The organism is Frankia nepalensis (assembly GCF_016786325.1).
Lineage (GTDB): Bacteria > Actinomycetota > Actinomycetes > Frankiales > Frankiaceae > Pseudofrankia > Pseudofrankia nepalensis.
Genome location: NZ_JADWYU010000205.1, coordinates 52,451 through 78,927, shown reverse-complemented (window position 1 = coordinate 78,927; position 26,477 = coordinate 52,451). Strand labels below are relative to the sequence as shown.

Genomic DNA, 26,477 nt, shown 5'->3' with positions numbered 1-26,477 from the left:
ATACACGGGGCTCTACCGGACCAGGAACCACCACGAAAATCGATCACGAAAAGATCGCAACCAGATACACGCCCTAGAGCTGCGCCAGCCTCGGGGCGGACTGGTGGGCGCGGAGGTGGGCGCCCGCGGCCCGGGTGAGCTCGCGGGTGCTGCCGAGCAGGCCGTCGAGGGTCAGAGCCCGGCGGATGTGGTGGTGCAGGGCGTGCTCGGCGGTGAAGCCGATGCCGCCGAGGACCTGCTGGCAGTGCCGGGCGGCGTCGAGCGCGGCCTGGCCCGCCGCGGCCTTGGCGAGCAGCGAGCCGAGCTCGTCCTCGGCGACGGTCAGCGTGGCCTCGGCGCCCTCCAGGGCGACGTGGGTCTCCGCGAGCCGGTGCCGCACGGCCTGGAAGCCCGCGATCGGCTTGCCGAACTGGGCCCGGTCCAGGGCGTGGGTGCGGGCGAGGCCCAGCATCGCCCGGCCGGTGCCGACGAGCCACCAGCCGAGCGCGCGGCGCCCGGCGGCGAGCGCCGCCGGGTCACCGGCGACGGACGTGTCCTCGCCCGTGACGACCCGCAGCGGCAGCGGGTCGTCGAGGATGACGCCCTCGCCGCCCGGGTCCTTGCGATCCCAGACGACCGTCCGGCCACCGGCGTACGGCAGCGCGACGGTCCCGCCGACGGGCGTCCCGGCGGCGGCGAGGACGACGTCGTTGAGCAGCGGGGCGTGCGCGCCGGTCTCGCCGAGCAGCGAGAAGACGAGCGGGACGGCGACGTCCGGCTCCTCGGCGAGCAGGTCCTCCCAGCCGAGCTCGCCCAGCGCCGCGTCCAGCGCGGCGCCGGCCGGCGTCTCGGTCATGGTGCCGCGCAGCGCCTCGGCGAGCAGCTCCCGTTCTCCGACGTCCACGGCTACTCCTTGCCCAGGTCGAGGAGGCGACGGGCGACGATGTTGCGCTGGATCTCGGCGGTGCCGCCGTAGATGGTCGCGGCCCGCGAGTACAGGTACTCGGTGCGCCAGTGCGCGTCGGTGAGCTCGATGGCGCCGGGGAGCACCTCGCGCGCGGTGTCGAACAGCCGCTGGTCGGCCGTCGCCAGCAGGATCTTGTCGACGGATGTCTCCGGGCCGAGGTGCGCGCCGGCCGCGAGGCGCCGCTGGGTGTTGCGCGAGCGGCAGCGGATGGTGTGCAGCGCCAGGTACGCGGCGCCGAGCGCGGCGTCGGTCGTCGGCTCGGGCTCGGTCTCCTGCGCCGACGCCTCGGCGACCAGCATGTCCAGCCGGGTGAACAGGTAGGTGATCCGGTGCCAGAAGCAGGTGGACCGCTCGTATGGAAGCAGGTCCATCGCGAGGCTCCAGCCGTCGCCCAGCTTGCCGAGCATCCGCTCGTTCGGCACGACCACGTCGTCGAAGAACACCTCGGCGAACTCGTCGACGCCGTGCATGGTGCGCAGCGGGCGGACGGTGATGCCGGGGGTGTCCATGTCGACGAAGAACGCGGTGATGCCGCTGTGGCCGGGCGAGGTGCGGGTGAGCAGGACGCAGCGCCGCGCGTACTGGGCGAGGCTCGTCCACACCTTCTGGCCGTTGATCACCCAGGCGCCGTCCTCGCGCTGGACGGCGCGGGTGGTCAGCGACGCGAGGTCGCTGCCGGAGCCGGGCTCGGAGAAGCCCTGGCACCACTGCTCGCGCCCGGACAGCAGCCGCGGCAGCATCTCGGCCGCGAGCTCCGGCGCCGCGTACGAGATCATCGTCGGCGCGAGGACCTCGATGAGCGAGTAGTTGGTCGCGTCGGTCAGGTCGCGCTCGGCGACCTGCTCGCCGAGCACCGCGCGCAGCACGTCCGGCCCGCCGAGGCCACCGGCCTCGACCGGCCAGCCGTAGCGCATCCAGCCGGCGTCGAACAGCGCCCGGCGGACCTTGCCGAGCTGGTCGACCTCGGCGTCGAGCGAGTGGTCGGCCGGCTTGGCCAGCTCGGCGGCGTGCTCGTCGAGCCAGGCGGCCACCGCGGCCCGGAACTCCTCGACGGTGACCGTCTCGGCGTCCACCGGCGGCGTGAAGCCCGCGGGGACCAGGTCGGTGACGGTCACGCGTTGTTCAGCCGCTCGATGACGTGCGGGATGCCCGAGTCGTGGACGCCGCTGCGGCGGATGAACGTCATGGCCCTGGTCCGCAGCCGCCAGCCCTCGTCGGTGCGCAGGTAGGTGTCCCGGTAGTAGCCGATGCGCATGTCGTGGCTGGCGTGCTCGATGAAGCACAGCGGCTGGGTGCCGGTCGCGTTGATCCCGTCGTCGGCGAAGTCGATGGCGGGCGTGCCGGTGAGGAACAGGCCACTGGGCGCGGCGGCGACCAGCGTCGGGAAGTCCTTGAGCGCGAAGGTGTCCCCGAAGGCGGTGTAGGTGCCGTCGGGGGTGAAGACCTTCAGCAGGCCCTCGATGTCGCCCTGGGTGATGGTCACCGCGTAGCGGGCCAGGGTCTGCTGGATCTCGACCAGATCCTCGATCCGGTTCGGCTTCGCCACGTTGCTCTCCGGTGCGCTGGACGCGGGCTGGGCGGTGGTCGCGGGCTCAGTAGACAAACTGCTTACCGCCCTTCATAACGAACGGGACCCGCGTGAGCACCCGAATGTCGTCGAGGGGGTTGTCGCGGACGGCGATGACGTCGGCGAGCAGGCCCTCGGCGAGGCGGCCGCGGTCGGTGACGTCGATGAGGTCGGCGCCGACGGTGGTGGCGGCCTGGATGGCCTGCAGCGGGGTCATGCCGCGCTCGACGAGGGTGACCAGCTCGTTGCCGTTCTTGCCGTGCGGGATGGCGGGCGCGTCCGAGCCGACGGCGATCTTCACGCCGGCCTCGATGGCGTTGCGGATCGACTGCTTGGCCTTCGGCCAGTCGCGGGCGGCCTTCGCCTGGATCCGCGGGTCGGAGGACTTGAGGACCTCCATGCCGTCGATCAGCGCCTGGGTGGCGACCAGGTAGGTGCCGCGCTTGACCATCAGGTTGATGGTGTCGTCGTCGATCATGAAGGCGTGTTCGATGCAGTCGACGCCGCACTCGACCATCTGGGTGACGGCCTCGGAGCCGTGGGTGTGCGCGGCGACCCGCAGGCCGCGCCGGTGGGCCTCGTCGGTGATCGCGAGGACCTCGGCGTCGGAGTAGTGCTTGGCGCCGGCGGGGCCGGTCAGCGTCATGGTGCCGCCGGAGCCGCACATCTTGATGACCTGGGCGCCGTGCTTGATCTGGTGGCGGACGGCCTTGAGGACCTCGTCGACGCCGTTGGCGAGGCCTTCCTCGACGGTGAGCTGCAGGACGTGCGGGGCGAACGAGCCGAACATCGTCGGGTCGAGGTGGCCGCCGGTCGGGGTGATGGCGTGGCCGGCGGGGACGATGCGCGGGCCGTCGATCCAGCCGGCGTCGATGGCCTTCATGAGGGCGACGTCGAGCAGGTAGCCGCCGGTCTTGCAGAACAGGCCGAGGTTGCGCACGGTGGTGAAGCCGGCGCGCAGGGTGCGCCGCGCGTTCTGGGTGGCGCGCATCATGCGCAGGGGCGGGTCGTCGCGCATCTGGCCGGTGAACTGGTTCTCGCCGGGGCCGCCCATGACGAGGTTGAGTTCCATGTCCATCATGCCGGGCATGAGGATCAGGTCGCCGAGGTCGAGGACCTCGCCTTCGGGCGTGCCGCCCAGGCCGACGATGTACTCGCCGTCGATCTTCAGGATCCCGGGTCGGATGATCTCGCCCGTATCCACGTCGAGCAGCCCGGCGGCCTTGAGCGTCAGCATCCCGCGTCCTCCTGGTCGGCGGTGACGTCTGGTCACGATCCTCGTCGCAACCAGTGGAGAACCTCGTTCTCAGAGTTGAGTGGAAGATTCTCACGCGCCGGGCGGCGGCGTCAAACGGCCCTGGTGGGTTAGGGTCGCTGACCTGCGCGGATGGCCCTCGGGATGCCGCCGGACCGGGCTTCCGTCCCGGTCGCGCGGTTGATTCTCCCTTGGCGAGAAGCTAGTTTTCAAAGAGGGGGCTATGTGACCGGCGGCGCCCGACCGGCCCGCGGCCGGGTGGCCCGCGGCCGGGTGGGACGCGGCCAGCCGCTACGCGGCGGGCGCCGCGCCCGCGCCGGGACCGGAGGGGACCGTCATGAATCTTGACGACATGATCTTGATCAGTGTCGACGACCACGTCATCGAGCCGCCGGACATGTTCGTCGGCCGGCTGCCGGCGAAGTACGACGCCGACGCGCCCCGCCTGGTGCACCGCGAGGACGGCACCGACGTCTGGAAGTTCCGGGACACCGTGATCCCGAACTCGGCGCTCAACGCGATCGCGGGGCGGCCCAAGGAGGAGTACGGCCTCGAGCCGCAGGGCCTCGACGAGATCCGCCCGGGCTGCTACGACGTGCACGAGCGGATCAAGGACATGAACGCCGGCGGCCTGCTGGCGCAGATGAACTTCCCCTCGTTCCCCGGCTTCGCCGGCCGGCTGTTCGTCACCGAGGACGTCGACTTCTCCCTCGCGCTGGTCCGTGCCTACAACGACTGGCATGTCGAGGACTGGTGCGGCGCCTACCCGGGCCGGTTCATCCCGATGACGATTCCGGTGATCTGGGACGCCGAACTGTGCGCCGCCGAGGTGCGCCGCAACGCGGCGCGCGGCGTCCACTCGCTGACCTTCAGCGAGAACCCGGCCGTGATGGGCATGCCGAGCTTCCACGACGAGTTCTGGAACCCGCTGTGGACGGCGCTGTGCGACACGAACACGGTGCTGTCGATCCACATCGGCTCGTCCGGGCGAATCACGGTGCCGGCGGTCGACTCGCCGCCCGACGTCATGATCACGCTGCAGCCGATGAACATCGTCTCGGCCGCGGCCGACCTGCTGTGGTCCCGCGTCCTCAAGGACTTCCCGGACATCAAGATCGCGCTGTCCGAGGGCGGCACGGGCTGGATCCCGTACTTCCTGGAGCGGGCCGACAAGACGTTCGACACGCACGCCACCTGGACCATGCAGAACTTCGGGGGCAAGAAGCCCTCGGACGTCTTCCGCGAGCACTTCCTGACCTGCTTCATCACCGACTCACTTGGCGTCGGGTTGCGACACGAGATCGGCATCGACAACATCACCTGGGAATGCGACTACCCGCACAGCGACTCGGCGTGGCCCAACGCCCCCGAGGAGCTGTGGGCGGACTTCTCGAAGTGGAACGTCCCGGACGACGAGATCAACAAGATCACCTACGAGAACGCGATGCGCTGGTACTCGTTCGACCCCTTCGCGCACGTCGCGAAGCAGGACGCGACCGTCGGCGCGCTGCGCCGGGCGGCCGAGGGCCACGACATCAGCATCAGGCCGCGCAGCCACCAGGTCATCCAGCCACAGGACAAGCTCGAGCAGTTCCGCCTGCGCGCCCGCGCCGCCCTCAGCAACGCGACCCCGAACCGCTAGCCCCGTGACCGCCGACGTCCGCCCGCTTCGCATGATCGCCGATAGTGCCCCGACGGGGTTGTGATGAGGCCCTGTTCACGACCCCCGGAGGGCAGAAACGGCGATCATGTCCGGCGTCGATACAGGGCGAACCTTGGGGGGGGGGGCACCAGCCCGATTGCCTCGTCCGGCCACTGGGCGCCGATGACGGGCGCATCCCGTCGTTCGACGCTCGGATCCCGCCGACGGCCGCGGGGGTGGTGGGCTTCCGACGCACGTTGGTTGAGCTTGCTCACAGCGGGGCGGCGGGCCGCGGCCTGGCGGGGAAATCCCTGTCGAGGCGCGGGCGTTGGCGAGCCGTATAGCCGCCAACGGCCCACTCGGCGGCGCGATCACGAAGAAGATGAGGCGTGAGCGGCGCCGGGCCGGTCCGGCGGAGATCGACGCGGTGTTCGGGAGCGACGACGCTCGGAAGGCGCCCGCGCGTTCGCCGAACGCCATGCGCTGGGGTGGAAGGGAAGGTAGGCAGGGTGACCGTCACCGATGCCGCCGCGGCGGCCGGCGCGAGGCCGGCCGGCACCGCGGGCGGGCCGCGCCGGCACGAGCACTGGATCAACGGGCGGTCCCATGCGCCGGGGGCGGGTAGCTACTTCGCCACCCGCAACCCGGCGACCCGCGAGGCCGGCGACGAGATCGCCGCGGGCACCGCCGCGGACGTCGAACTGGCCGTCGCCGCGGCCGAGGCGGCCTGGCCTTCGTGGGCCGCGCGGCCGGCGCGCGAGCGCTCCGACGCGCTGCACGCGGTGGCCGACGCGATGGCCGCCGCCACCGACGAACTCGCCGCGCTCGAGTGGGCGTCCACCGGCAAGACCGCCGGCCAGCTGGACGTCGAGATCCGCCTGTCGATCGACTACTTCCGCTTCTACGCCGGCGTGGTGCGCGCCCACGGCGGCCGCACGATCGACCTCGGCGCGGGGGCGCACACATACACCCGGCTCGAGCCCTACGGCGTCATCGGCGCGATCACGCCGTGGAACCTGCCGCTCAACCAGGCCTCGCGGGCGCTCGCCCCGGCGCTGGCCGTCGGCAACGCGATCGTCGCGAAGCCGAGCGAGTTCACCTCGCCGTCGACCGTGCTGCTGGCCAGGCTCGCCACCCAGGCGGGGCTGCCGGACGGCCTGCTCAACGTCGTCACCGGCACCGGGCCAGCGGTGGGCACACCTCTGGCGGCGCATCCGCTGGTCCGCAAGCTGGCGTTCACGGGTTCCGTCGCCACCGGGCGTCACCTGGCGAAGGTCGCCGGAGACCGGCTGATCCCGGTGACCCTCGAGCTCGGGGGCAAGTCGCCGGTCGTCGTGTTCGCCGACGCCGACCTCGAGCGGGCCGCGGCGGCGGCGGCGCTGGCGATCCAGACGAACTCCGGCCAGGTGTGCTCGGCGACCACCCGGCTCGTCGTCGAGGACGCGGCGCACGACGAGGTCGTCGCGCGCGTCGTCGCGCGGCTCGAGAAGCTCCAGCCGGGCGCCGACTTCGGGCCGATCATCACCGAGGCCCAGTTCCACAAGGTGCTGGCCGCGTTCGCCGACGCCGAGCGGGACGGGCTGACGCCGCTGACCGGCGGCTCCGGCTACGCCGACGGGCCGGGCGCCGCCGGGCAGTACGTCCGCCCGACGGTCTACGCGGACGTCCCGGTCACGCACCCGCTCGCCCGCGAGGAGGTCTTCGGCCCGGTCCTGGTGACCCGGCGGTTCTCCGGCGAGGCGGAGGCGGTGGCCGTGGCCAACGACACCGAGTACGGCCTGGTCGCCACCGTGTGGAGCGGCGACGTCGCCCGCGGCCTGCGGGTGGCCGAGCGGATCCAGGCCGGGCAGGTCGCCGTCAACGGCGGCCCGCTCACCAACGACACGCCGTTCGGCGGCTACAAGGACAGCGGCCACGGCCGCGAGAAGGGCCTCGAGGCCCTGCACGACTACGCCCAGACCAAGACCATCAGCCTCTCCCTGGGCCAGGGCACGCCCTAGCCCAGGTCGATCGGCGCGACCGGGACCGCGACCAGCGGCCAGGTCGCGCGTCCGCGGCCCGCGGGTGTCCGGGGACGACACCGCCACGCGGCCAGGGCCGGCCGGTGCGCGTCACCGGTCAGCCTGCCGCCGCCTTCTCGATAGTCAAAGGAGCACGACCGTGGACGACGCGCTGGATGCCGCGTACGCGCTGCGCCGGGCGATGCTGGGCGATGCCTACGTCGACGGGCAGAAGGCCGAGACCGACCCGGTCGCGCGGGAGTTCCAGGACCACATCACCCGCCAGGCCTGGGGCGTCTGGACCCGCGGCGGCCCGCTGTCCACCCGGGACCGCAGCCTGCTGGTCCTGGCGATGACGGCCGCGCTGGGCCGGATGGAGGAGTTCAAGCTGCACGCGAGCTCCCAGGCGCGCACCGGCGTCAGCGACGCCGAGATCGACGAGTTGCTCTTCCAGGTCGCCGCCTACTGTGGTGCCCCGGCCGCCATCTCGGCCAAGCGGGCGCTGCGGGAGGTCCGCGCCGCCCGCGCGGCCGAGGCCACGGTGGCGGGCGACACCGCGGGCGGCGCGGCGGGCGGCTCCACGCCGAAGGAGGCCTGACGATGGCTGAGACCGCGCCGGTGGTTGGCTTCGTCGGCCTGGGCAACATGGGCGCCGCCCTGGCGGGCAACCTGGTCGCCCACGGCTTCGAGGTGGTCGTCTTCGACGTCGCCGGGCCGGACCGGGCGCCATACGGCTCCCGGTTCGCCGCCGACGTCGCCGAGCTGGCCCGGTCGGCCGACATCGTGGTGTTCAGCCTTCCGGACGGCAACGTCTCCGAGAAGGTGGCTACCGACGTCGTGAACGCCGCCGGGCGGGTCACGCACATCATCGACACCTCGACGATCGGGGTCACCGCCGCGCGCCGGATCACCGAGTTGCTGGCCGCCGCCGGCATCGGCTACGTCGACGCGCCGGTCTCCGGCGGGGTCGCGGGCGCGCGTGCCCGCAGGCTCGCGGTCATGTACGCGGGCACCGACGACGCGGTCGAGGCGGTGGAGCTGGTGCTCGCCGGCCTGTCGGACAGGATCCGCCGCGTCGGTGACCGGCCGGGTCTTGGCCAGGCGCTCAAGCTGGCGAACAACTTCCTGTCCGCCACGGCGCTCGCGGCGACGAGCGAGGCGGTCGCGTTCGGCGTCCGGGCCGGCCTCGACATGGGGACGATGATCGAGGTGCTCAACGGCTCCAGCGGCCGCAGCGCCGCCACCGAGGACAAGTTCGTCAACGACGTCCTGACCGGCCGCTACGGCTCCGGCTTCGCCAACACCCTGATGGCCAAGGACGTCCGGCTCTACCTGGCCGAGGTGCGCGACGCGGCCACCCCCGACACCGTCGGCGCGGTCACCGAGGAGATCTGGCAGAGGTTCGCGGCGGCCGAGCCGAACGCCGACTTCACCCGCATCTACCCCTTCGTCGAGGGCTCCGCCTGACATCCGCCGCCCGGCCGGGCGACCTCGACCAGCCGGAAGCCAAGCTCAAGGTCAGTCAGACCGTGCGCGTCAGCGACGACGCGCGGCGTCTGATTGATCTTGGGCCGCCGGCGCGCGACCCGCGGCAGCGCCAAAGGGCGGCCGGGCCGCGGGGTCACCCGCGGCCTGGCCGCCCTCGTGGTGAGAGGCCTGACTGGTCAGAACCGTCAGTTGACGGTCTTGACGGTTTCCTTCATCTGGTCGAGGTTGACCAGGATCGGGAAGCCGCTGACGCTCAGGGCGTTGCCGTGGCCGGTCGAGTGGACGTCGAAGACCGACTGGATCGCCGCGTAGAAGCCCTGGACGTCGAGCGTCTGGTTGACGGCGCGCTTGGCCTGGCGCAGCCCGAACGACGGCATCTTGGCGATCTGGGCGGCCAGCGCCCGGGTCTCGGAGTCCAGGTCGGCCCGGGGCACGACCTTGTTCACCATGCCGACCTTCTCCGCCTCCTCGGCGGTGATCGCCCGGCCGGTGAACAGGATCTCCTTGGCCTTGCGCGCGCCGAGTTCCCAGGTGTGGCCGTGGTACTCGACGCCGCCGATGCCCATCGCGACGACCGGGTCGGAGAACTTCGCGTCGTCCGCCGCGATGATCAGGTCACATGGCCAGCACAGCAGCAGCGCGCCGGCGATGCAGCGGCCCTGGACCGCGGCGATCGACGGCTTCGGGATGTTCCGCCAGCGCAGCGAGAACTCCAGGTAGCGCCGGGCCTCGATCTGGTAGATGAGCTCGAGCGTGACCTTCTCGGGCGCCGGAGTGGAGGGGTCCGGCTTCAGGTCGTGGCCGGCGGAGAAGTGCTTGCCCTCGCCGCGCAGGATGATGACCTTCACGTCCGGGTCTTCGGCCGCCTTGATCCAGGCGTCGTTGAGCTCCTCCAGCAGCGCGCCGTTCTGCGCGTTCGCGGCCTCGGGACGGTTCAGCGTAATCGTCGCGATGTTGTCCGCGACGTCATACAGGATGTACAAGTCAACTCCCATTGGCCGGGGCCCGCGGGCCTGAGCGGTTACGCGTGTGGGCTGGCGCGGCGTGCCGGTCCGGTGCTCTCCAGAGGCGCCACACCGGCGTACCACACCAGCCGGCCACCCGGGGGGTCAGCCGCGGGGCAGCCCGAGCACCCGCTCGGCGATAATCGTGCGCTGGATCTCCGACGTCCCGCCAGCGATGGTGCCTGAGAAGCTGCGCGCGTACCGCTCGAACCAGCTGGCGAAGAACCAGTCGAGGTTCATGTGCTCGAAGGGCCGGGTGACCCCGTGGCGGGGAAGGCCGTCGGCGCCCTGCGCGAGCAGCGCGTGCCGGGCGGCGGTCCGCACCGCTTCGGAGCCGAACAGCTTGAGCACCGAGATCGAGGCCACGTCCTCCTCGCCCCGCGCGGCGCGTGACAGCGCGGCGGAGCCGAGGAGTCGCAGCGCCTGGGCATCCATCGCGAGCGTGGCGTAGCGGTCGCGGTCGAGCGCCGTCGCCGGGCGGAAGTCCTCCACCATCTCGTCGAGCCGTTCGGCGAAGCTGAGCCAGAGCATGGTGCGCTCGTGCCCGAGTGAGCCGTTCGCGACGTGCCAGCCCTTGTTCAGCTCGCCGATGAGGTTGGCCGCCGGGACCCGGACGTCGTCGAAGAAGACCTCGTTGAAGTCCAGGTCGTCCCGCCCGACGATCGACCCGAACGGCCGGCGGGTGATGCCGGCGGTGTCGGTCGGGATCACCAGGACGCTGATGCCCTTGTGCTTGGGCGCGTCCGGGTCGGTGCGCACGAACGTCAGGATGATGTCGGCGTCGTGCGCGCCGGACGTCCAGATCTTCTGGCCGTTGACCACGAAGTGGTCGCCGTCGAGCACGGCCCGGGTGCGCAGGCCAGCCAGGTCCGAGCCCGCGCCCGGCTCGCTCATGCCGAGCGCGGCGGTGATCTCGGCGCGCAGGATCGGGACCGCCCAGCGCTTCTTCTGCTCGTCGGTTCCGAAGGTCAGCAGCGAGGCCGCGATGATCCCGAGCCCCTGCGGGTTGAAGCTGTGGTAGATGCGGCGGCGGCCCAGTTCCTCCAGATGGACGAACTGCTGCAGCAGCGTCGCGTCGCGCCCGCCGTACTCGGGCGGGTTGCCCGGCAGCAGCCAGCCGTTGTCGAACAGCAGCCGCTGCCAGCGCCGGGTCCACTCGGGCATCTGCGCGGTCGAGGTGGGCCGCTCGGCGGCCTCCTCCACGGTCGGCAGGTTCGCGTCGAGGAAGGACACGAACTCGGCGCGGAACGCCTCGACGTCGTCGTCAAACCGCAGCCGCATGAGGCTCCTCCGAAGCGGTGGCGGCGACCGTGGTGGCCGCGGGGGCGTCGAGCAGCGCGGCGGCGACCCGGGCCCGGTGCACATCGGCGCCGCCGAGCAGCAGTTCGCCGGACAGCGCGCGCTTCAGCGCGAACTGCAGGTCGTTCTCCCAGGTGAAGCCCATGCCGCCGAAGAGCTGGAAGCCGCTCTCGAACACGACGGTCGTGCACTCGCCGGCGGCGGCCTTGGCCATCGCGGCGGCCGTGGAGCGGCGCGGGTCCTGCTCGGCGATGGACAGCGCCGCGAAGTAGGCCAGCGCCGCCGCGCGCTCGATCGCCACGTGCATGTCGACGGCCTTGTGCTTGACGGCCTGGAACGAGCCGATCGGGACGCCGAACTGCTCGCGGGTGCGCACGTGGTCGATCGTGAGCTCGAGGACCCGCTTGCAGGCGCCGACCATGGTCAGCGCGAGACCGGTGAGCGCGACGTCGCGGGCGAGCGCCACGTCGACGTCGGCCCGGCTCTCCCCGGAGACCCGCACCTGCCAGAAGCTGACGTCGGCGACGTGCAGCAGCGGGTCGAAGACGTCCTCGCGGGTGACGGTCGCCTCTCCCGCGGGGACGGTGAACACGCCGGCGTCGGTGACCACGGCGAACCAGTCGGCGCGGTCGCCGTCGAGGACGTGCCGGCCGGTGCCGTCGAGGATCCAGCCGTCGCCGAGCGGCTCCCGGTGGGCGCTCACGCCGTCGAAGACGGCGGTGCCGGTCTGCTCGGCGGAGGCGACCCCGGGGGCGAGTGGGGCGAACCAGGTCAGGGTGGCGAGCAGCGGCGTCGGGTCGGTCGCCCGCCCGAGCTCCTCGAGCAGGATCCCGAGCTCGACGGCCTCGGTGGTCTCGGTGAGCTCGGTCCAGCCGAGGCCGGCGTAGGTCCGCCACAGCGGCGCGGGGTCCGTGCCCTCGTCGGCGACCGACCGGACCAGCGCGGGCGGGCACTCCTTGGAGAGCACGTCGCGGACGGTCTGGCGCAGCAGCTGCTGGTCGTCGTCGAACTCAAAGAGCATGCCGGCTCCCGGTGACGGTCGGTGATTTTCCAGCCACGAAGGCCCTCCTACCGGCATTCCGCTCGGACTCGTGGGAGAATACCATTCTCCCAAGATGGAAGCATTAGTCTCACCCTTGGCGCCATGGATGGGAGCGGGAAGCGCACGTGACTGCATGTACACCGGGAGTACGTTCTACCCATGGCGCAGGAGCAGGAGCATGCCGTGAGCACGCTGAGTGAAGAGCCCGCGTGGAAGCAGCGTGCCGTCGAGCGCTCCACCAAGGCCGCCCGGCTGCGGGCCGAGCGCAAGGTCCAGCAGTTCCTCGAGGCCGCGCAGGAGATCATCCTCGAGAAGGGGTCGACCGACTTCACCGTACAGGAGGTCGTCGACCGGTCCCGGCAGTCGCTGCGCAGCTTCTACCAGCACTTCGGTGGCAAGCACGAGCTCCTGCTGGCGCTGTTCGAGAACGCGCTGCGCCGCTCCGCCGACGAGATCCGCGCCGCCGCCTCCGCCGAGCCGGACCCCCTGGTGGGTCTAAGGGTCGCCGTGCGGATGCTGTTCGAGACGTCGTTGCCGGACCCCTCCACGCAGCATCCGCTGTTCACGGACTTCGCCACCCAGCTGTTGATGTCCTATCCGACGGAGGTGCGCTCGGCGCACGAGCCGATGCTCGCCGTGTTCGCCGAGATGATGGCGCGCGCTGACGCCGCCGGCCAGTTGCGGTCGGCCCTGCGGCCGCGGCGCGCGGCCGCGATGGTCATGCAGTCGGTGATGTTCCTCGCCCAGTCGACCGCGGTCGCGGGAGAGGGCGAGAGCGCGCACCCACTGACCGCCGACGAGGTCTGGGAGTTCTGTGCCGGGGGGTTCGCCCTGCGCGACGTGGCGTGACGGCCCCCCGGCGGCAAGGTCTGGCTGGCGACGGTCTGGCTAGGTGGTGCCGAGCAGTTCGTCCATCCGGTCCGTCGTGATCAGGTCGCCGCACAGCGGCTCGGAGTCGAACAAAGGCGTGAAGGCCGTGCCCTCAGGGTTGACCTGGACGACGCTGTAGCAGGCGCTCGGCTCCTTGTAGTTCGTGCTCAGGTCGACGTCGGTCGGGATGAGCCCGGCGCCGTGGTACCTCGTGACGGCGCGCAGCGCGGAGATGAACGACTCGCGGGTCGGGCACTCGCCGGCGAGCTTGAGGCCCTCGACGAACAGGTCCGCGGCGATGTAGCCGTCGACGGCGATGTCCGAGGTCGCCGGCTGGATCTGCGGGGAGTAGAGGTTCATCCTGTCCAGGAAGGCCCGCTGTTCCGGGGTGTTGGCCTGCCAGGGCTTGATCTGGCTGACGATGATCGCGTTCGCCAGGCTCTCGCCGTCCTCCTGGAGGAGCTTGTCGTCGTAGCCGAGTGGCAGCACGGCCGCCTTGAGTTCGACGCCTCGGGCGCGCAGCGCCGGCAGGAGCTCGATGGCGACGTCCGGGAGGACCACACCGGCGAGAGTGTCGATGTTGTTCTCCTTGATCTGGTCGGCGATGGCCTCGAAGTTGGTGACTGCTTCGGCGAACTGGTAGGTCTTGACGATCTCGACGCCGGACTCCAGCAGGCTCGCCGCGTACTGGCGGCTGAAGTCGGAGTTGGACTTGCTTCCCGAGATCGCGAGCACGGCCGCCCGCGTGCCGCCCCGTTCGCGGATGATCTTTCCCCAGGCGGTGCTCGAGCCCTCGCCGAGGTTGTAGAACGAGAACATGTTGGCGCGGTTCTGCCAGGCCGCGTCGCTACCTATCCCGGTGACCGGGATGTTCTTCTCGGCCAGCCAGGGGATGGAGCCAGCCCCGCCCCCGCCCGCCTTCATCACACCGAAGACTCCTTCGGCCTCGACCAACTCCTTGGTGACCCGGAGATTGAGGTCCGGATCGGCCTGGTCGTCCCGCCAGGCATAGGTGACCTCGCGGAAGAGCTCACCGTTCGCGTTGGCGAGCCCCAGCCGGGCGTCGATCCCGCCGCGGAAGGCCGTGAAACTGGCCGCGCCGTCGCCGGTGTCACTCCAGGTCAGCCCGAGCTTGATCTCCTTGTCGGTGATGCCGGGCGCATAGCTCTCGCAGGACACCCCGCCAGTCGTGTCGGAGTCCCCCTGGCCGCAGGCGCCGAGGCCCATGACGAGGGTGCCGACGCTGGCGGTCATCGCGGCGCCGCGCACTAATCGTTTCTGGAGCAACCACATGGCACGGCTCCTTTGTCGTGATCATGGGGATGCTCAAGGCATCCCGTGCGCGCCGGGAGGGCAAAATGCCGGTGACCTGGTGGTTTGGCGTCAAGGAGGGGGCTGGGCGCGGCGCGTATCGGCTCGGGGCGGCTCTTCCACTGGCTTCCGGGTCGAGGCGGATACTAGTAGGATTCGTATCGATCTGACACTAATAGGGCTTTGTCGGGTCGCATCGGGCGAGCTATCGGCGGCATCACTTGCTGAGGAGAAGGCTCGGCGCCGGCGGCGCCGGGACCACCGGCCACTGATTTGACGTCTCGCCAATGACGGACATGGGAGCGCCAGCTCGCCCGCTGCTTGTTTTGCTTACCGAGTCGAAATCCGGTGTGTCCTGAGGACGGTTCACTCCCCGCCCGGGCCGCGATCGTCCCGATCGGCTGGTCGTCACCGTCCGGCCCGCGCTCGCCGACTGGCCGACGGTGCTCCCGTGACGATGTCCGCCGTGACGATGTCCGCCGTGACGACGTCCGCCGTGACGGTGCCCGCCGTGACGGTGCCCGCCGCGGCGCGGGCGCCCGCGTCGCGGTCGGCGGGTGGGCGACCTGGCGGCCAGCGCTCCGACCTTTCCGCCCCGGCGGCCGCCTTCATCGGTTGACGGATTTCATCGGTTGACGGACCCCGAGTCCGCTGTCAGAGTGCACTGACATGTTGTCAGCAGGCTCTGACAACATGCGCTGTCGGCGCGGCGGGCGCGCTTCTTGCGCCCCGGCCGGATGCTGCCCAGGAGGATCGTGCTGGCTCGCGCCGGGCCGACGAGCGGCGGGATTCTCGCGCCCGTCGGCGGGATCGGGGCCAATGGCGCCGGGCCGCGCCGCCGTGCGCGGGCGCCGCGTTCTCGCCATTCTCGACCAGGGCGCGCCTGGCTGGTCCAGTTCCCTGCCGTGCGCGGGCAGGTTGGCCGCCCTCGGCTGGCGGCCAGGCGGCGCCTGGTACTCATGCGCGCTGGCGGGAGCGAGCGCTTCGAGGAAGGGGAGGACATGGCACGTCTGACCGGCAAGGTCGCCATCGTCACCGGTGCTGGGATCGGGCAGGGACGCTCCACCGCGCTTCGCCTCGCCCGTGAGGGTGCCAACGTCCTCGCCGCGGATCTGAGCGGCGCCGAGAACGAGACCGCGGCGGAGCTTCCGGACTCGATCACTCCGGTACGCGCTGACGTCACCAACGCCGCGGACGTCGAGGCACTCGTCGCGGTCGCCACCAGGACGTTCGGTCGGCTCGACGTCCTGTGCAATGTCGTGGGCGTCGCCGGAATCGCGCAGGCAGCCATTCCGGACATCGACGAGCTCGACTACGAGAAGCTGATGTCGATCAACCTCAAGAGCGCATTCCTTGGCATGAAGTACGCGATCCCCGCAATGGTGGCGAGCGGCGGCGGTTCGATCATCAACTGGTCCTCGGTGGGAGGCCTCGTGTCGTCGCCACACACGGCCGTCTACGGCGCTTCGAAGGCCGGAATCCTGTCGATGACCCGAACAGCGGCTCGCGAGTGGGGCACAGCAAACATCCGGGTTAACGCCATCTGCCCTGGGTTCATCTACCCGACCGGGATGACCCTCATGGGCGAGCGGGAATTCCCCGAGGCCGTCCGGCGTGCGGCCTCGAAGTCGGCCCTGAACCGCGCGGGCCACCCGGACGAGGTGGCCTCGGTCGCCGCGTTTCTGGCCTCCGACGATGCTTCCTACATGACCGGCTCCTATCTCGTGGTGGATGGCGGCTGGACCGCCGGCTGAACGGTTGGACCGCCGGTTGAGCGGCTGGACCGCCGGTTGAACGGTCGTCGGGCAGGCCGCCGATCGCCCGCTCTCCACAGGAGGACACGCGATGAGCAAGGACACCGAGGCGTTGTTCGACCCGACGGACGCCGAGCTGCGACGTGACCCCTATCCGACGTACCGGCGGATGCGCGAGGAGTCTCCGGTATGGCGCTCGGCCGAAGGGGTCTACTACCTGTCGCGATACGAGGACTGCCACGCGCTGTTCCGCGACCCGGCCCTGAGCTACGACACCCTCACGACCAGGGCCTTTCAGAACTCCTTATCCCGTGATCCGGACGTGCGCGAGCGTCAGCTCACCCAGGCCCGCAAGAGCCGGACGATACTCGAGCTGGATCCGCCCGATCACGCCAGGCTGCGCAACCTGCTCACCCGGGCCTTCTCGGTGCGCAGCGTCGAGGCGAGCGAGCCGATGATCGCCGGATATGTCGATCAACTCCTCGACGACCTGGACGGCCCGGCGATTGATCTGGTGTCGGACTTCGCGGTGATGCTGCCGATACTGGTCATCTGTGATCTGCTCGCGGTGCCACCGGAGGAGCGCCACCAGTTCGTCGCCATCGGCCATGCCGTGACCCGGTCGGTCGACCCGGACGTGCCGATTGACGAACGTAACGCCGCTAATCAGCGGTTACGCGACTATATCGCCACGTTAGTGGCGATTCGGCGTGATCACCCCGGAGATGACCTGATGAGCCGGCTGATCGAGGCAGCCGAGGACGGACGGCTCGCCAGCGAGGAGGAGCTGCTGAGCAATACCGGACTGCTGCTGCTGGCCGGCTTCGAGTCGACGACCAACCTCATCACGAACGCCATCTACCAGCTGCTGCGCCACCCCGATCAACTGGCCCTGCTGACCGCGGAACCCGCGCACATCCGGACCGCCATCGAGGAGGTCCTGCGCTTCGACCCTCCGGTCCACATGATGCGGCCACGGACGATCACCGCCGCTGCGCGGGTGGGCGGAGCGGAGTTTCGCGAGGGCGACGCGGTGGTGCCGCTGCTCGCCGCCGCGAACCGAGATCCGGAGGAGTTCGCGGACGCCGAGACGTTCGACATCCGGCGTCGCGTGAACCGGCACATGGGCTTCGGGCTGGGCCACCACCTGTGTCTCGGGGCCGCACTGGCGCGGATGGAGGCCAGGCTCGCGGTGAGCCGCATCTTCAACCGCTTCCCGAATCTTTCGCTTTCCGCGGCCGAGGAGCCGGAGTTCCGGCCCCATCTCACGGTCCGAGGGTTCGCCAGGCTGCCGGTCACCTTGTGACGGCGCGCCATCCGACGCGGGCCCGATGTCAGCGCCGGGCCCGCGCGCGGTCGACGGGCCGATCACGCGGCGCCTCGAAGAGGAGGCCAGACGGAGCAGGCCAGGCGTCGGTGCCTCCCGCGGAGCTCACGAGGCGACGGGAAACTCCCTCAGCCGGGGGAGCACCTCACGCGCGAGTATGTCGACCTGCTCCAGGTAGCCACGGCCCTGGTCGGCGGGCGCGAGTATGAACTCGGAACAGCCTGCCTCCCAATAGCGGCGGAGACGTCCGACGACGTCGTCCGGGTCACCCGTGACAAACAGACGGTCCGGAAACCCTCCGGTGGAGCCGGTGAGCCGTGCCCAGGCCGCGGCCGCGCTCACCTGGCCGTGGCCCTGCCGATGAACATGGACGGGCAGCAACATGCCGGTGCCGAACCCCTCGTCCGCGCGTCCTAGTTCGGCCCGGCACTGAAGCAGGAAGGCGCGGCGCCGGGCGAAGCTTTCCGGCGCGAGCAGGTAGCCGATCCATCCGTCGCCGTAGGTCGCGGCGCGCCGCAGCGACGCCTCCTTCCAACCGGCCAACAGAAACGAGACATCGGGTGCCTTGGGCTCGATCGCCACGTCGGCGAGCTCCGGACCGCCTCCCAGCAGGGATCGCACCTCACGGAGCACAGATTCCATGCGTCGACCGCGGTGTGCCAGCGGGACACCGGCGGCGTCGAACTCCGCCGGGTACTCCCCGCCGACGCCGACGCCGACGCGCAGCCGCCCCGGCGCGAACGCGGCGAGCGTGCCGAGTTGCTTGGCCAGCACGAGCGGGTGGCGCAGGGCGAACAGCAGCACGCACGGCCCCAGGGAGACGCGGCGGGTCGACGCCGCCACGGCCGCCAGCGTGACCACGGACTCCAGCATCGAGTGCGGGTGCAGCAGATGGTCGCCGACATAGACGCCGTCGTAACCCGTCTCTTCCGCCCGCCGCGCGCTTTCGATCACTCTCGTTGGATCGACCGCCCCTGTGTCGGGATTGGCCACCGTGGCGAGCATGAGACCGACCGCCGGCGGGCCGCCGGTCACGGGCGCCCCGGCCCGGGGACGGACGGACGAGAAAGGACGCCTGGAAAGCGCCGCGGAAAACGCGGCGGGGCACCGCGGGTCACAGGATCTCCTCGCGGACGGCGACGAACCACGATTCCGCGACCAGATCGTCCTCGCCGACGCCGTCGAAGTTCTCGGCGAACCACGCGATGCGCGCGCGCAGGCCCTCGAGATCGTCGAAATAGACCTCGTTCACGGCGTCGAAGGGCCAGTCATGGCCGTCGGTCGGCAGCGGATGGTTCTGGACATAGGCGTTCCCGCGCGCCTCGGCGGGGATGGGGGTGGCTCCGACCTTGCCCGCCCGGTTCCGCCACAGCTCGGAGAACTCGTCGCGGCTCAGGCCGGCGGCGCGCCGCGCGATCGCCATGTGCTTCACGGCGGTGCCGCCTTCGCGCCACCGCCGCTCCAGCCAGTCCGCGCCTCGCATCGGGTGCTCCCTGGCGACGACGAGCTGGCCGGCTTCCGCCGTCGCCATCGCCGTCGCCCTGAGCCCCTCGCCGGCCGCGGCGCCTTCGGGCGAGGCCAGCCATGACGCGAACCGTGCCTGGTGAGCGTCGTCCACGAACCACTCGAGGACGACGGCCTCGAACCGAGGAACGGGCAGCACGTCGGGCAGCGCGGCGCAGACCGCCACGCGTACTGGGCGGACGTCTGGCGGAGCCGAGAGCGCCGCCGTCGCCGCGGCGCGCCGTGCGGTCACCTGGCGGGCGGATTCCGCGGTGTGTTCCACCAAGTAGATATTCTTGATCATGGCGGGAATCCTCGAGGTGTCGTAGATGACCACCGACGGTCATTCTTCCGTGGGTCAGACCATCGCGATCGTCTTGGTCCGCTGGAACTCGGCGAGGCCGTCCGGCCCGCCTTCCTTCCCATAGCCGCTGTACCCCTGGCCGCCGAACGGGCGGTTCACCATCAGGTTCGGCGCGCCGTTGATCATCGTCGCGCCGGCTGTCAGGCGCTCGGCGACCCGGTGCGCCCGGCGGACGTCCCTGGTCTGGACGTAGGACGACAGGCCGTACCTGGTGCAGTTGGCGATCTCGATCGCCTCCTCCTCGGTGGAGAAGGGCATCATCGACAACACGGGCCCGAAGACCTCGACCTGGCCGAGCTCGGTGTGCGGACCGACGTCGGCGAAGACGGTCGGCTCGAGGTAGTAGCCGCCGGACAGCGGGCCGGGCGCCCGTCCGCCGCCCGCGACGAGCCGGGCGCCGTCCTGCCTCGCCCGTTCGATCATGCCGAGGATGCGGTCGACCGCGGCCTGGCTCACGACCGGGCCGATGTCGGTGTCGGTGTCCCACGGGTCGCCGACCCGGATCCCCTTGACGATGCGCGCGACCCGGTCGACCGCCTCTTCGTAGACGGACTCCTGCACGAGCATGCGGGTGGGGAAGGCGCAGCCCTGCCCGCTGACGGTTCCGAGGACGCGCAGCGCGCCCCAGGTGAGGGCTACGTCCAGGTCGGCGTCCTCGAAGATGAGGTTCGCGGATTTGCCACCGAGCTCGAGCAGCGCTGGCTTCATCTGCTCGGCGCACGCTCGCAGGATCGCCTTCGCGGTCACCGGGCCACCGGTGAACGAGATCTTCTGCACGAGCGGGTGCTCGACGAGCGCGGCGCCGGCCGCGCCGGTGCCCGGCAGTACGCTCACGGTTCCCGGTGGCAGGCCCGCCTCGGCCACCAGGTCGGCGAACAGGTCGGCGGCGAACGGCGTGAGCTCCGACGGTTTGACGACCACGGTGTTTCCCGCGGCCAGCGCCGGTGGCACCTTCATCGACAACGAGGTCAGCGGGCCGTTCCAGGTGATGATCGCGCCGATCACGCCGTAGGGCTGGGCGAGCGTGTAGCCGAACTCGCCGTCCGGTCCGAAGGAGGAGGCGACCCGGCCGGAGATCTTGTCGGCGAATCCGGCGTAGTACCGGGTCCACTCCACCGCGCCGGCGGCCAGGCCGGCCGCCGAGGTCACGGGCATGCCGTTGTCGAGAACGGCGCGGCGGACGAACTCGTCGGCGTTCTTCTCGATGAGGTCGGCCAGCCGTGACAGCAGCCGCCGCCGTTCCGCCGGGCGTACGTCCCGCCATGTCAGGAACGCCTCGTGCGCCAGCCGGACGCTTCGGTCTATCTCCGTGGGCCCGGCGAGGGGGATGACGGCGTCGACGTCGCCCGTGCACGGATCCACGTGCTCGAACGTTCCTCCCGATCCGGCGGCCAGTCGCTCGGCCCCGATTCTCAGGTGCACCTCAGGCCGTGTCCTGTCGTACCCGGAGTCCGCCATGACACCTCCTCCGAAGGGTCGAAGTGATCATAAGGCCGAGTGTCAGAGAACTCTGACACTCGGGTGGCGGCGCGGTCAACGGGCGGTTCGGAGGGCCGTCGGGGATCGGCTCGTCGACGGGCCGGTGGGGGATGCCGGCGGTCACGGACTTCCGTCCGGCCGGCGGGTGGCGTCCCGCTTGCCGTTCCTAGCGTCCTGGGTGAGCCGGGGGACGGTCCGATCGAATGGCTTCCTCGATCAGGCGGATCGCCCAGGCTGTTCCGCGGATCGCGTCCTGGGGTTCGAGGTTCCAGTCGGAGACGAGGCGTTCGTAGCCGACGACGCTCCACAGCAGGTCGAGGATCGCCGCCGCGACGGTGCGGTCGTCTCTGGACCAGGATCCCGTGTGCGGTTCCACCGCGGCGAGGAGCGCGTGGCGCTGCTTCGCGTTGGTCGCGGCCACCGTCGGGTCTCGTTGCGTCCGTGGGACCAGCGGGAACCGCGAGGAATGCTCGAGGATGCGACTGGCGACCTCGGCCACGTTCTCGAGCCGCAGGCCGTCCATTGTTACGTTGGCCTCGTGCTCGAGGTGCACCATGACCGCGTCGCGCAGGCCACGTTCCGACTGGAAATGGCGGTACACGGTTCGCTCCGCGACGCCGGCGCGCGCGGCGACCGCGGGCACGGTCAGCGCGCTCCAGTTCCAGATCGGAAAACCGTGGAGTAGGTCGGCTCCGGCCTCGATTATTCGTTGACGCGTCCTGAGCCCTTGAGGGGTGGGATGCGGCACCGCCGGCTCGCGGTCGGAAACTCTGCCAACGGACACGGCGCGAGTCTAACACGGCAACCGTCTTCACCAGCCCAGGCGTCTCGCCGCGGTGACGGGCGTGCCGTGGAGAAGTATTGCCGTCCCGACCCTATTAATTGCGCCGCGAAAAGGCCTGATCCTGCTCCCCGGCCGGCCGGCCCGAATATTCCGGCATCTCGTCCGGGTGAGCCGTGGCCGTCGCTCGATGAGGACCGCGCGCCCGCCGGCGGTCGATATGGCGGGCGGTTCCGTGTCGGGGGGCCGCCCAGCGCGACACGGCGTGACGGGCGACCCCCCTGGGTCGGCTACCAGGCTATTCGGCTACTGGACTACGCGGTGCCGAGCAACTGGTTCATGCGTTCGGGTGTGATCGGGTCACCGCACAGCGGCTTGGCGTCGAACAGCGGGGCGAACGCCGTGCCGTCGGGGGTGACCCGGACGATGCTGTAGCAGGAGTTGGGCTCCTTGTAGTTCGTGGTCAGGTCGACCGGCCGTGGGATGAGGCCCCCGCCGTCGTACGTCGTCACGGCGCGCAGCGCCGCGATGAAGGACTCCCGGGTCGGGCACTCGCCGGCAAGCTCCAGGCCCTTGAGGAACAGGTCCGCGGCGACGTAGCCGTCGACGCCTATGTCCGTCGTGGCCGGCTGGATCTGCGGAGCGTATGCGTTCATCGCCTCGAGGAAGGCCCGCTGCTCCGGGGTGTTGGCCTGCCATGGCTTGATCTGGTTGACGATGACCGCGTTCCGCAGGCTCGCGCCGTCGTTATGGAGAAGTTTGTCGTCGTAGCCGAGCGGCAGCACGGGGGCCTTGAGCTCGATGCCCCGCTCGCGCAGCGCCGGAAGGAGGTTGACGGCCATGGCCGGCAGGAAAGTTCCGGTGAGGGTGTCGATGCGGTTCGCCTTGATCTGGTCGGCGATGGCCTCGTAATTGGTGATCGCCTCGGCGATGTTGTACGTCTTGACGATCTCGACGCCGGATTCCAGCAGGCTCGCGGCGAGCTGGCGGTTGAAGTCGGAGTTGGACTTGCTTCCCGAGATCGCGATCACCGCGGCCCGCGTGCCGCCCAGTTCGCGGATGAGCTTGCCCCAGGCGGTATTGGCGCCCTCGCCGAGATAGTAGAAGGAGAACATGTTGCCGCGGTTTTCCCAGCCCGGGTCGCTGCCCATGCCGGTGACCGGGACGTTCTGCTCGGCCAGCCACTCGATCGAGCCACCGGAACCCCCGGGGGCCATCATCATGCCGAAGACCCCCTCGTCGTCGACCAGCTCCCGGGCGACCCGGGCATTGACCTGCTGGTCGGCCTGGTCGTCTCGCCAGGCATAGGTGATCTTGCGGCCGAAGATCCCGCCCTCCTCCTCGTTGGCGAGACCGAGCCGGGCGTCGATCCCGCCGCGGAAGGCGGCGAGGCTGGCCGCGCCGTCGCCGGTGTCACTCCAGGTGAGCCCGAGCTTGATCTCCTTCTCGGTGACGCCGGGCGCGGAGGCGTCGCAAGATACTCCGCCGGCCGTGCCCGAGCCGGCCTGGCCGCAGGCGGCGAGGCCCATGGCGAGGGTGCTCGCGCTCGCGGCCAGCGCGGCGCCGCGCACTAATCGCTTCTGGACGGGTAACGACATGACAAGACTCCTTGGTCATGATCGCTGGGATGCTCCGGGGTGCATCCCGCGCGTCGGGAGAGCATGCGCCGACAACGTCATGGCCTGGCGCCGAAGAAGGGCCGGCATGCATCGGCTTGGGTTGCTCTCCGCTGGCTCTTCCTATCGAGGCAGATACTAGTGAACCCTCTATGTGACATCAAAAGAGGGGCTCCCGACAAATTTCGGGAGCCCCTCTCGACGCGTTCTGCGCGGCCTTGGAAGCCATTCCGCGCGCCAGTCGCCGACGGCGCATGGCACGCGAACCAGCGCGGGCCAGTCGCGGCCGCGGCCGGTGGCCGCCACGATCGTGCGACGGTGATGCTCCCGCGCCCGGCTACGCGGTGCCGAGCAACTGGTTCATCCGGTCCGTCGTGATCAGGTCGCCGCACAGCGGCTTGGCGTCGAACAGCGGGGCGAACGCCGTGCCGTCGGGGGTGACCTGGACGATGCTGTAGCAGGAGTTGGGCTCCTTGTAGTTCGTGCTCAGGTCGACATCCTTCGGGATGAGTCCGGCGCCCGGGTAGTCGGTGACGGCGCGCAGCGCCGAGATGAACGACTCGCGGGTCGGGCACTCGCCGGCGAGTTTGAGGCCCTCGACGAACAGGTCCGCGGTCACGTAGCCGTCGACGGCCATGTCGGTGGTCGCCGGCTGGATCTGCGGGGAGTACGTGTTCATCATCTCGAGGAAGGTGTGCTGTTCCGGGGTGTTGGCCTGCCAGGGCTTGATCTGGCTGATGATGACCGCGTTCGCGAGACTCGCCCCGTTCTCGTGGAGAAGGCTGTCGTCGTAGCCGAGCGGCATCACGACGGCCTTGAGCTGGACACCTCGGGCACGCAGCGCCGGTAGGAGCTCGATGGCGATGTTCGGGAGGACGACGCCGGCGAGGGTGTCGATGTCGTTTGCCTTGATCTGTTGGGCGATGGCCTCGAAATTGGTGACTGCCTCGGCGACCTGGTAGGTCTTGACGATCTCGACGCCGGATTCCAGCAGGCTCGCGGCGAGCTGGCGGCTGAAGTCGGAGTTGGACTTGCTTCCCGAGATCGCGAACACGGCCGCCCGCGTGCCGCTCAGTTCGCGGATGAGCTTGCCCCAGGCAGTGTTCGAGCCCTCGCCGAGGTAGTAGAAGGAGAACATGTTGCCGCGGTTTTGCCAGAGCGGGTCGCTGCCCATGCCGGTGACCGGGACGTTCTGCTCGGCCAGCCATTCGATCGAGCCGCCGGCGCCCCCGGGTGCCGTCATCATGCCGAAGACCCCTTCGTCCTCGACCAGCTCCCTGGTGACCTGGGCGTTGAGCGCCTGGTCGGCCTTGTCGTCCCGCCACGCATAAGTGATCTTGCGTCCGAAGATTTCGCCGTTCGTGTTGGCGAGCTCCAGCCGGGCGTCGATCCCGCCCCGGAAGGCCGCGAGGCTCGCCGCGCCATCGCCGGTGTCGTTCCAGGTGAGCCCGAGCTTGATCTCCTGGTCGGTGACGCCGGGCGCGGAGGCGTCGCAGGACACCCCGCCGGCCGTGCCCGAGCCGGCCTGGCCACAGGCCGCGAGGCCCATGGCGAGGGTGCTCGCGCTGGCGGCCAGCGCGGCGCCGCGCACTAATCGCTTCTGGACGGGTAACGACATGGCGCGGCTCCTTGGTCGTGGTCGCGGGGATGTTCCTCGGGGGTAACATCCTCCGCGCCGGGAGAGTGTGCGTCGATAACGTGGTGACTCGGCGTCAAGGAGGGGATCTGGCGCGGAGCGTATCGGCTTGGCGGCGGGTCTCGAGCTGGTTTCCGTTTCGAGGCGGATACTAGTGAGGTCTCTATGCCATGCAAAAGAGGGGCTCCGACAAATATCGGAGCCCCTCTCAACAGACACCGTCTGGTCTCGGAAGGTCATTCCGGGACCGGTCGTCAGGGCGTGCGCTCGCCGGATCAACCTATCCGGCGAGATGTTACGGATTCGACAGAAGCTGGTCCATCTTCTGTGAGGTGATCTCCTGGCCGCAGGTCGCGTCCTCGCTCAGCGGAACGAACCGTTGGCCGTCGGTGCCGACCTGGACAAAGCTGTAACAAACGGAGATCTTGTTCCGGTTGGTCGACAGGTCCACGGAGTGAGGGATCAGACCGGCCCCGTTGTAGTCGTTCACGGCGCGCAGGGCGTTGATGAACGATTCCCGGGTCGGGCACGCGCCGGCCTCCCGCAGGCCGCGCAGGAGCAGGTCGGCGGCGACGTAGCCGTCGACCGCGCTGTCCTGCTGTGGCGGCTTGGCCTGCGGCGCGTACGTGGTCATCGCGGTCAGCATCGCCTGCTGTTCCGTGGTGTTGAGCTCGAATGGCTTGACGGCGGAGTAGATGACCGTGCCGGCCAGCTGTTGGCCATACCGCGCGAGCACGTTCTGGTCGTAGCCAAGTGGCATCATGACGACCTTGGGGCGTACGCCTGCGTCACGCAGGGCAGGCAGCAGTTCCGCGGCGGCGTCCGGCAGCAGCACTCCGGCGATGGTGTCGACGCCGCTCGCCTTGATCTGCTGCGCGATGTTCACGTAGTTGGTCGTACCGGCGACTTCAAAGATATTAATGATTTCAACGCCGGTCTCCAGCAGGCTGGCCTTGAACTGGCGGCTGAAGTCGAAGTTGGCCTCGTTCCCGGAGATTGCGAACACGGCGGCCCGGGTTCCGCCCCGCGACCGGATGAAGTCGCCCCACGTGGTGACGGAGCCCTCACCCAGGTAGAACCACGAGAACATGTTGTCGTACCGCGTCCAGAGTCGGTCGCTCGCTAGGCCGGTCACCGGGACGCCCTGCTGGTGGAGCCACTCGGCGGAGCCCGCCTCGGCGCCCGGAGCCTCGATGATCCCGAAGACGTTCTCGTCGGTGACCAGCTGCCGGGCCGCCTGCAGGTTGATCGACGGATCCGCCTGGTCGTCGCGCCAGGCATAGGTGACCGTGCGGCCGAAGACGCCGCCGTCCTCCTCGTTGGTGACGCCGAGGCGGGCATCGACACCGCCCCGGAAGGCGCGCATCGCCTCGGCGCTCGGCCCGCTGTCGTCATGCAGGAGGCCGATCTTGACCTCCGTCGCCGTGACCCCCGGCGCGGTGGTCTCGCAGGAGATCCCGACGCTGGCGGTCTCGTTCGTCGGGCCGCCGCAGGCGACAAGGGCGGCGAGGCCGACGGTGCTCGCGGCGAGCGCCGCCCTGGACCGCGGCGATCGCCGGTAAGGCGCTAACACCATGCGGGAACTCCTCCAGA

Annotated in this window: 23 protein-coding genes; 8 read left to right on the top strand and 15 right to left on the bottom strand. The window is 70.2% G+C overall.

Annotation, left to right across the window (positions count from 1 at the left end; genetic code table 11):
* Positions 1-73: 73 nt before the first annotated feature.
* The 4 genes from I6A81_RS32850 to I6A81_RS32835 are packed head-to-tail and all read right to left on the bottom strand — an operon-like array spanning position 74 to position 3,750.
* Entirely contained in the window at positions 74-883 is an 810-nt protein-coding gene (locus I6A81_RS32850) for an acyl-CoA dehydrogenase family protein (RefSeq protein ID WP_203001589.1), read from the bottom strand.
* A 2-nt stretch (positions 884-885) separates the two neighbouring features.
* Complete coding sequence (locus I6A81_RS32845) at positions 886-2,061, bottom strand: acyl-CoA dehydrogenase family protein (protein ID WP_203001591.1); 1,176 nt, start codon at positions 2,059-2,061, stop codon at positions 886-888.
* Positions 2,058-2,492, bottom strand: a complete 435-nt coding sequence (locus I6A81_RS32840) for a nuclear transport factor 2 family protein (protein ID WP_203001593.1) — start codon at positions 2,490-2,492, stop codon at positions 2,058-2,060. The genes I6A81_RS32845 and I6A81_RS32840 overlap by 4 nt, the downstream gene beginning before the upstream one ends.
* Before the next feature lie 46 nt (positions 2,493-2,538).
* Positions 2,539-3,750 carry a metal-dependent hydrolase family protein gene (locus tag I6A81_RS32835; RefSeq protein WP_203001596.1) on the bottom strand — a complete coding sequence of 404 codons (1,212 nt, stop codon included), beginning with the start codon at positions 3,748-3,750 and terminating at the stop codon, positions 2,539-2,541.
* Positions 3,751-4,105: 355 nt separating this feature from the next.
* On the opposite strand from I6A81_RS32835, the gene I6A81_RS32830 reads away from it, so the two are divergent.
* From I6A81_RS32830 to I6A81_RS32815, 4 genes are all read left to right on the top strand, one after another.
* The gene (locus tag I6A81_RS32830; protein WP_203001598.1) at positions 4,106-5,410 is read left to right on the top strand and encodes an amidohydrolase family protein; all 1,305 of its coding nucleotides are present in this window, start codon (positions 4,106-4,108) and stop codon (positions 5,408-5,410) included.
* Positions 5,411-5,919: 509 nt separating this feature from the next.
* Complete coding sequence (locus I6A81_RS32825) at positions 5,920-7,410, top strand: aldehyde dehydrogenase family protein (RefSeq protein ID WP_203001600.1); 1,491 nt, start codon at positions 5,920-5,922, stop codon at positions 7,408-7,410.
* A gap of 160 nt (positions 7,411-7,570) precedes the next feature.
* Positions 7,571-8,008, top strand: a complete 438-nt coding sequence (locus I6A81_RS32820) for a carboxymuconolactone decarboxylase family protein (RefSeq protein WP_307875080.1) — start codon at positions 7,571-7,573, stop codon at positions 8,006-8,008.
* A gap of 2 nt (positions 8,009-8,010) precedes the next feature.
* Positions 8,011-8,877 carry an NAD(P)-dependent oxidoreductase gene (locus I6A81_RS32815; protein ID WP_203001602.1) on the top strand — a complete coding sequence of 289 codons (867 nt, stop codon included), beginning with the start codon at positions 8,011-8,013 and terminating at the stop codon, positions 8,875-8,877.
* 206 nt (positions 8,878-9,083) lie between these two features.
* On the opposite strand, the gene I6A81_RS32810 is transcribed toward I6A81_RS32815, so the two are convergent.
* The 3 genes from I6A81_RS32810 to I6A81_RS32800 all read right to left on the bottom strand — a co-directional run bounded on the left by I6A81_RS32810 (position 9,084) and on the right by I6A81_RS32800 (position 12,222).
* Positions 9,084-9,881, bottom strand: coding sequence for an enoyl-CoA hydratase (locus I6A81_RS32810; protein WP_238428591.1), 798 nt, complete (start codon positions 9,879-9,881; stop codon positions 9,084-9,086).
* A 126-nt stretch (positions 9,882-10,007) separates the two neighbouring features.
* Positions 10,008-11,183 (bottom strand): acyl-CoA dehydrogenase family protein, encoded by a 1,176-nt coding sequence (locus tag I6A81_RS32805; RefSeq protein ID WP_203001605.1) that lies wholly within the window; start codon positions 11,181-11,183, stop codon positions 10,008-10,010.
* The gene (locus tag I6A81_RS32800) at positions 11,167-12,222 is read right to left on the bottom strand and encodes an acyl-CoA dehydrogenase family protein (protein ID WP_203001607.1); all 1,056 of its coding nucleotides are present in this window, start codon (positions 12,220-12,222) and stop codon (positions 11,167-11,169) included. The genes I6A81_RS32805 and I6A81_RS32800 overlap by 17 nt, the downstream gene beginning before the upstream one ends.
* 180 nt (positions 12,223-12,402) lie before the next feature.
* Between I6A81_RS32800 and I6A81_RS32795 the strand changes: the two genes are divergently transcribed.
* Positions 12,403-13,092: a TetR/AcrR family transcriptional regulator gene (locus I6A81_RS32795; protein WP_203001609.1), complete on the top strand. Its 690-nt coding sequence runs from the start codon at positions 12,403-12,405 to the stop codon at positions 13,090-13,092.
* Between the two features lie 39 nt (positions 13,093-13,131).
* Here I6A81_RS32795 and I6A81_RS32790 read toward each other — a convergent pair whose 3' ends face one another.
* On the bottom strand, positions 13,132-14,406 hold the full coding sequence (locus tag I6A81_RS32790) for an ABC transporter substrate-binding protein (RefSeq protein WP_203001611.1): 1,275 nt from the start codon (positions 14,404-14,406) through the stop codon (positions 13,132-13,134).
* Positions 14,407-14,875: 469 nt separating this feature from the next.
* Between I6A81_RS32790 and I6A81_RS32785 the strand changes: the two genes are divergently transcribed.
* From I6A81_RS32785 to I6A81_RS32775, 3 genes are all read left to right on the top strand, one after another.
* Positions 14,876-15,043 (top strand): hypothetical protein, encoded by a 168-nt coding sequence (locus I6A81_RS32785; protein WP_203001613.1) that lies wholly within the window; start codon positions 14,876-14,878, stop codon positions 15,041-15,043.
* Between the two features lie 340 nt (positions 15,044-15,383).
* Positions 15,384-16,178, top strand: a complete 795-nt coding sequence (locus I6A81_RS32780) for an SDR family NAD(P)-dependent oxidoreductase (protein WP_238438491.1) — start codon at positions 15,384-15,386, stop codon at positions 16,176-16,178.
* Positions 16,179-16,290: 112 nt separating this feature from the next.
* Positions 16,291-17,484, top strand: coding sequence for a cytochrome P450 (locus I6A81_RS32775; protein ID WP_203001617.1), 1,194 nt, complete (start codon positions 16,291-16,293; stop codon positions 17,482-17,484).
* 126 nt (positions 17,485-17,610) lie between these two features.
* On the opposite strand, the gene I6A81_RS32770 is transcribed toward I6A81_RS32775, so the two are convergent.
* The 7 genes from I6A81_RS32770 to I6A81_RS32740 all read right to left on the bottom strand — a co-directional run bounded on the left by I6A81_RS32770 (position 17,611) and on the right by I6A81_RS32740 (position 26,460).
* Positions 17,611-18,510 (bottom strand): LLM class flavin-dependent oxidoreductase, encoded by a 900-nt coding sequence (locus I6A81_RS32770; RefSeq protein WP_203030770.1) that lies wholly within the window; start codon positions 18,508-18,510, stop codon positions 17,611-17,613.
* A 109-nt stretch (positions 18,511-18,619) separates the two neighbouring features.
* Positions 18,620-19,345, bottom strand: coding sequence for an EthD domain-containing protein (locus I6A81_RS32765; protein WP_307875079.1), 726 nt, complete (start codon positions 19,343-19,345; stop codon positions 18,620-18,622).
* A 21-nt stretch (positions 19,346-19,366) separates the two neighbouring features.
* Complete coding sequence (locus I6A81_RS32760; protein WP_203001621.1) at positions 19,367-20,830, bottom strand: aldehyde dehydrogenase family protein; 1,464 nt, start codon at positions 20,828-20,830, stop codon at positions 19,367-19,369.
* A 187-nt stretch (positions 20,831-21,017) separates the two neighbouring features.
* A complete protein-coding gene (locus I6A81_RS32755) occupies positions 21,018-21,599 on the bottom strand; it encodes a TetR/AcrR family transcriptional regulator (RefSeq protein WP_323132739.1) in 582 nt (193 codons plus the stop codon).
* A 347-nt stretch (positions 21,600-21,946) separates the two neighbouring features.
* Positions 21,947-23,230: an ABC transporter substrate-binding protein gene (locus I6A81_RS32750; protein ID WP_203001625.1), complete on the bottom strand. Its 1,284-nt coding sequence runs from the start codon at positions 23,228-23,230 to the stop codon at positions 21,947-21,949.
* Between the two features lie 355 nt (positions 23,231-23,585).
* Positions 23,586-24,866 carry an ABC transporter substrate-binding protein gene (locus I6A81_RS32745; RefSeq protein WP_203001627.1) on the bottom strand — a complete coding sequence of 427 codons (1,281 nt, stop codon included), beginning with the start codon at positions 24,864-24,866 and terminating at the stop codon, positions 23,586-23,588.
* 313 nt (positions 24,867-25,179) lie between these two features.
* The gene (locus I6A81_RS32740; protein ID WP_203001629.1) at positions 25,180-26,460 is read right to left on the bottom strand and encodes an ABC transporter substrate-binding protein; all 1,281 of its coding nucleotides are present in this window, start codon (positions 26,458-26,460) and stop codon (positions 25,180-25,182) included.
* Positions 26,461-26,477: the final 17 nt, after the last annotated feature.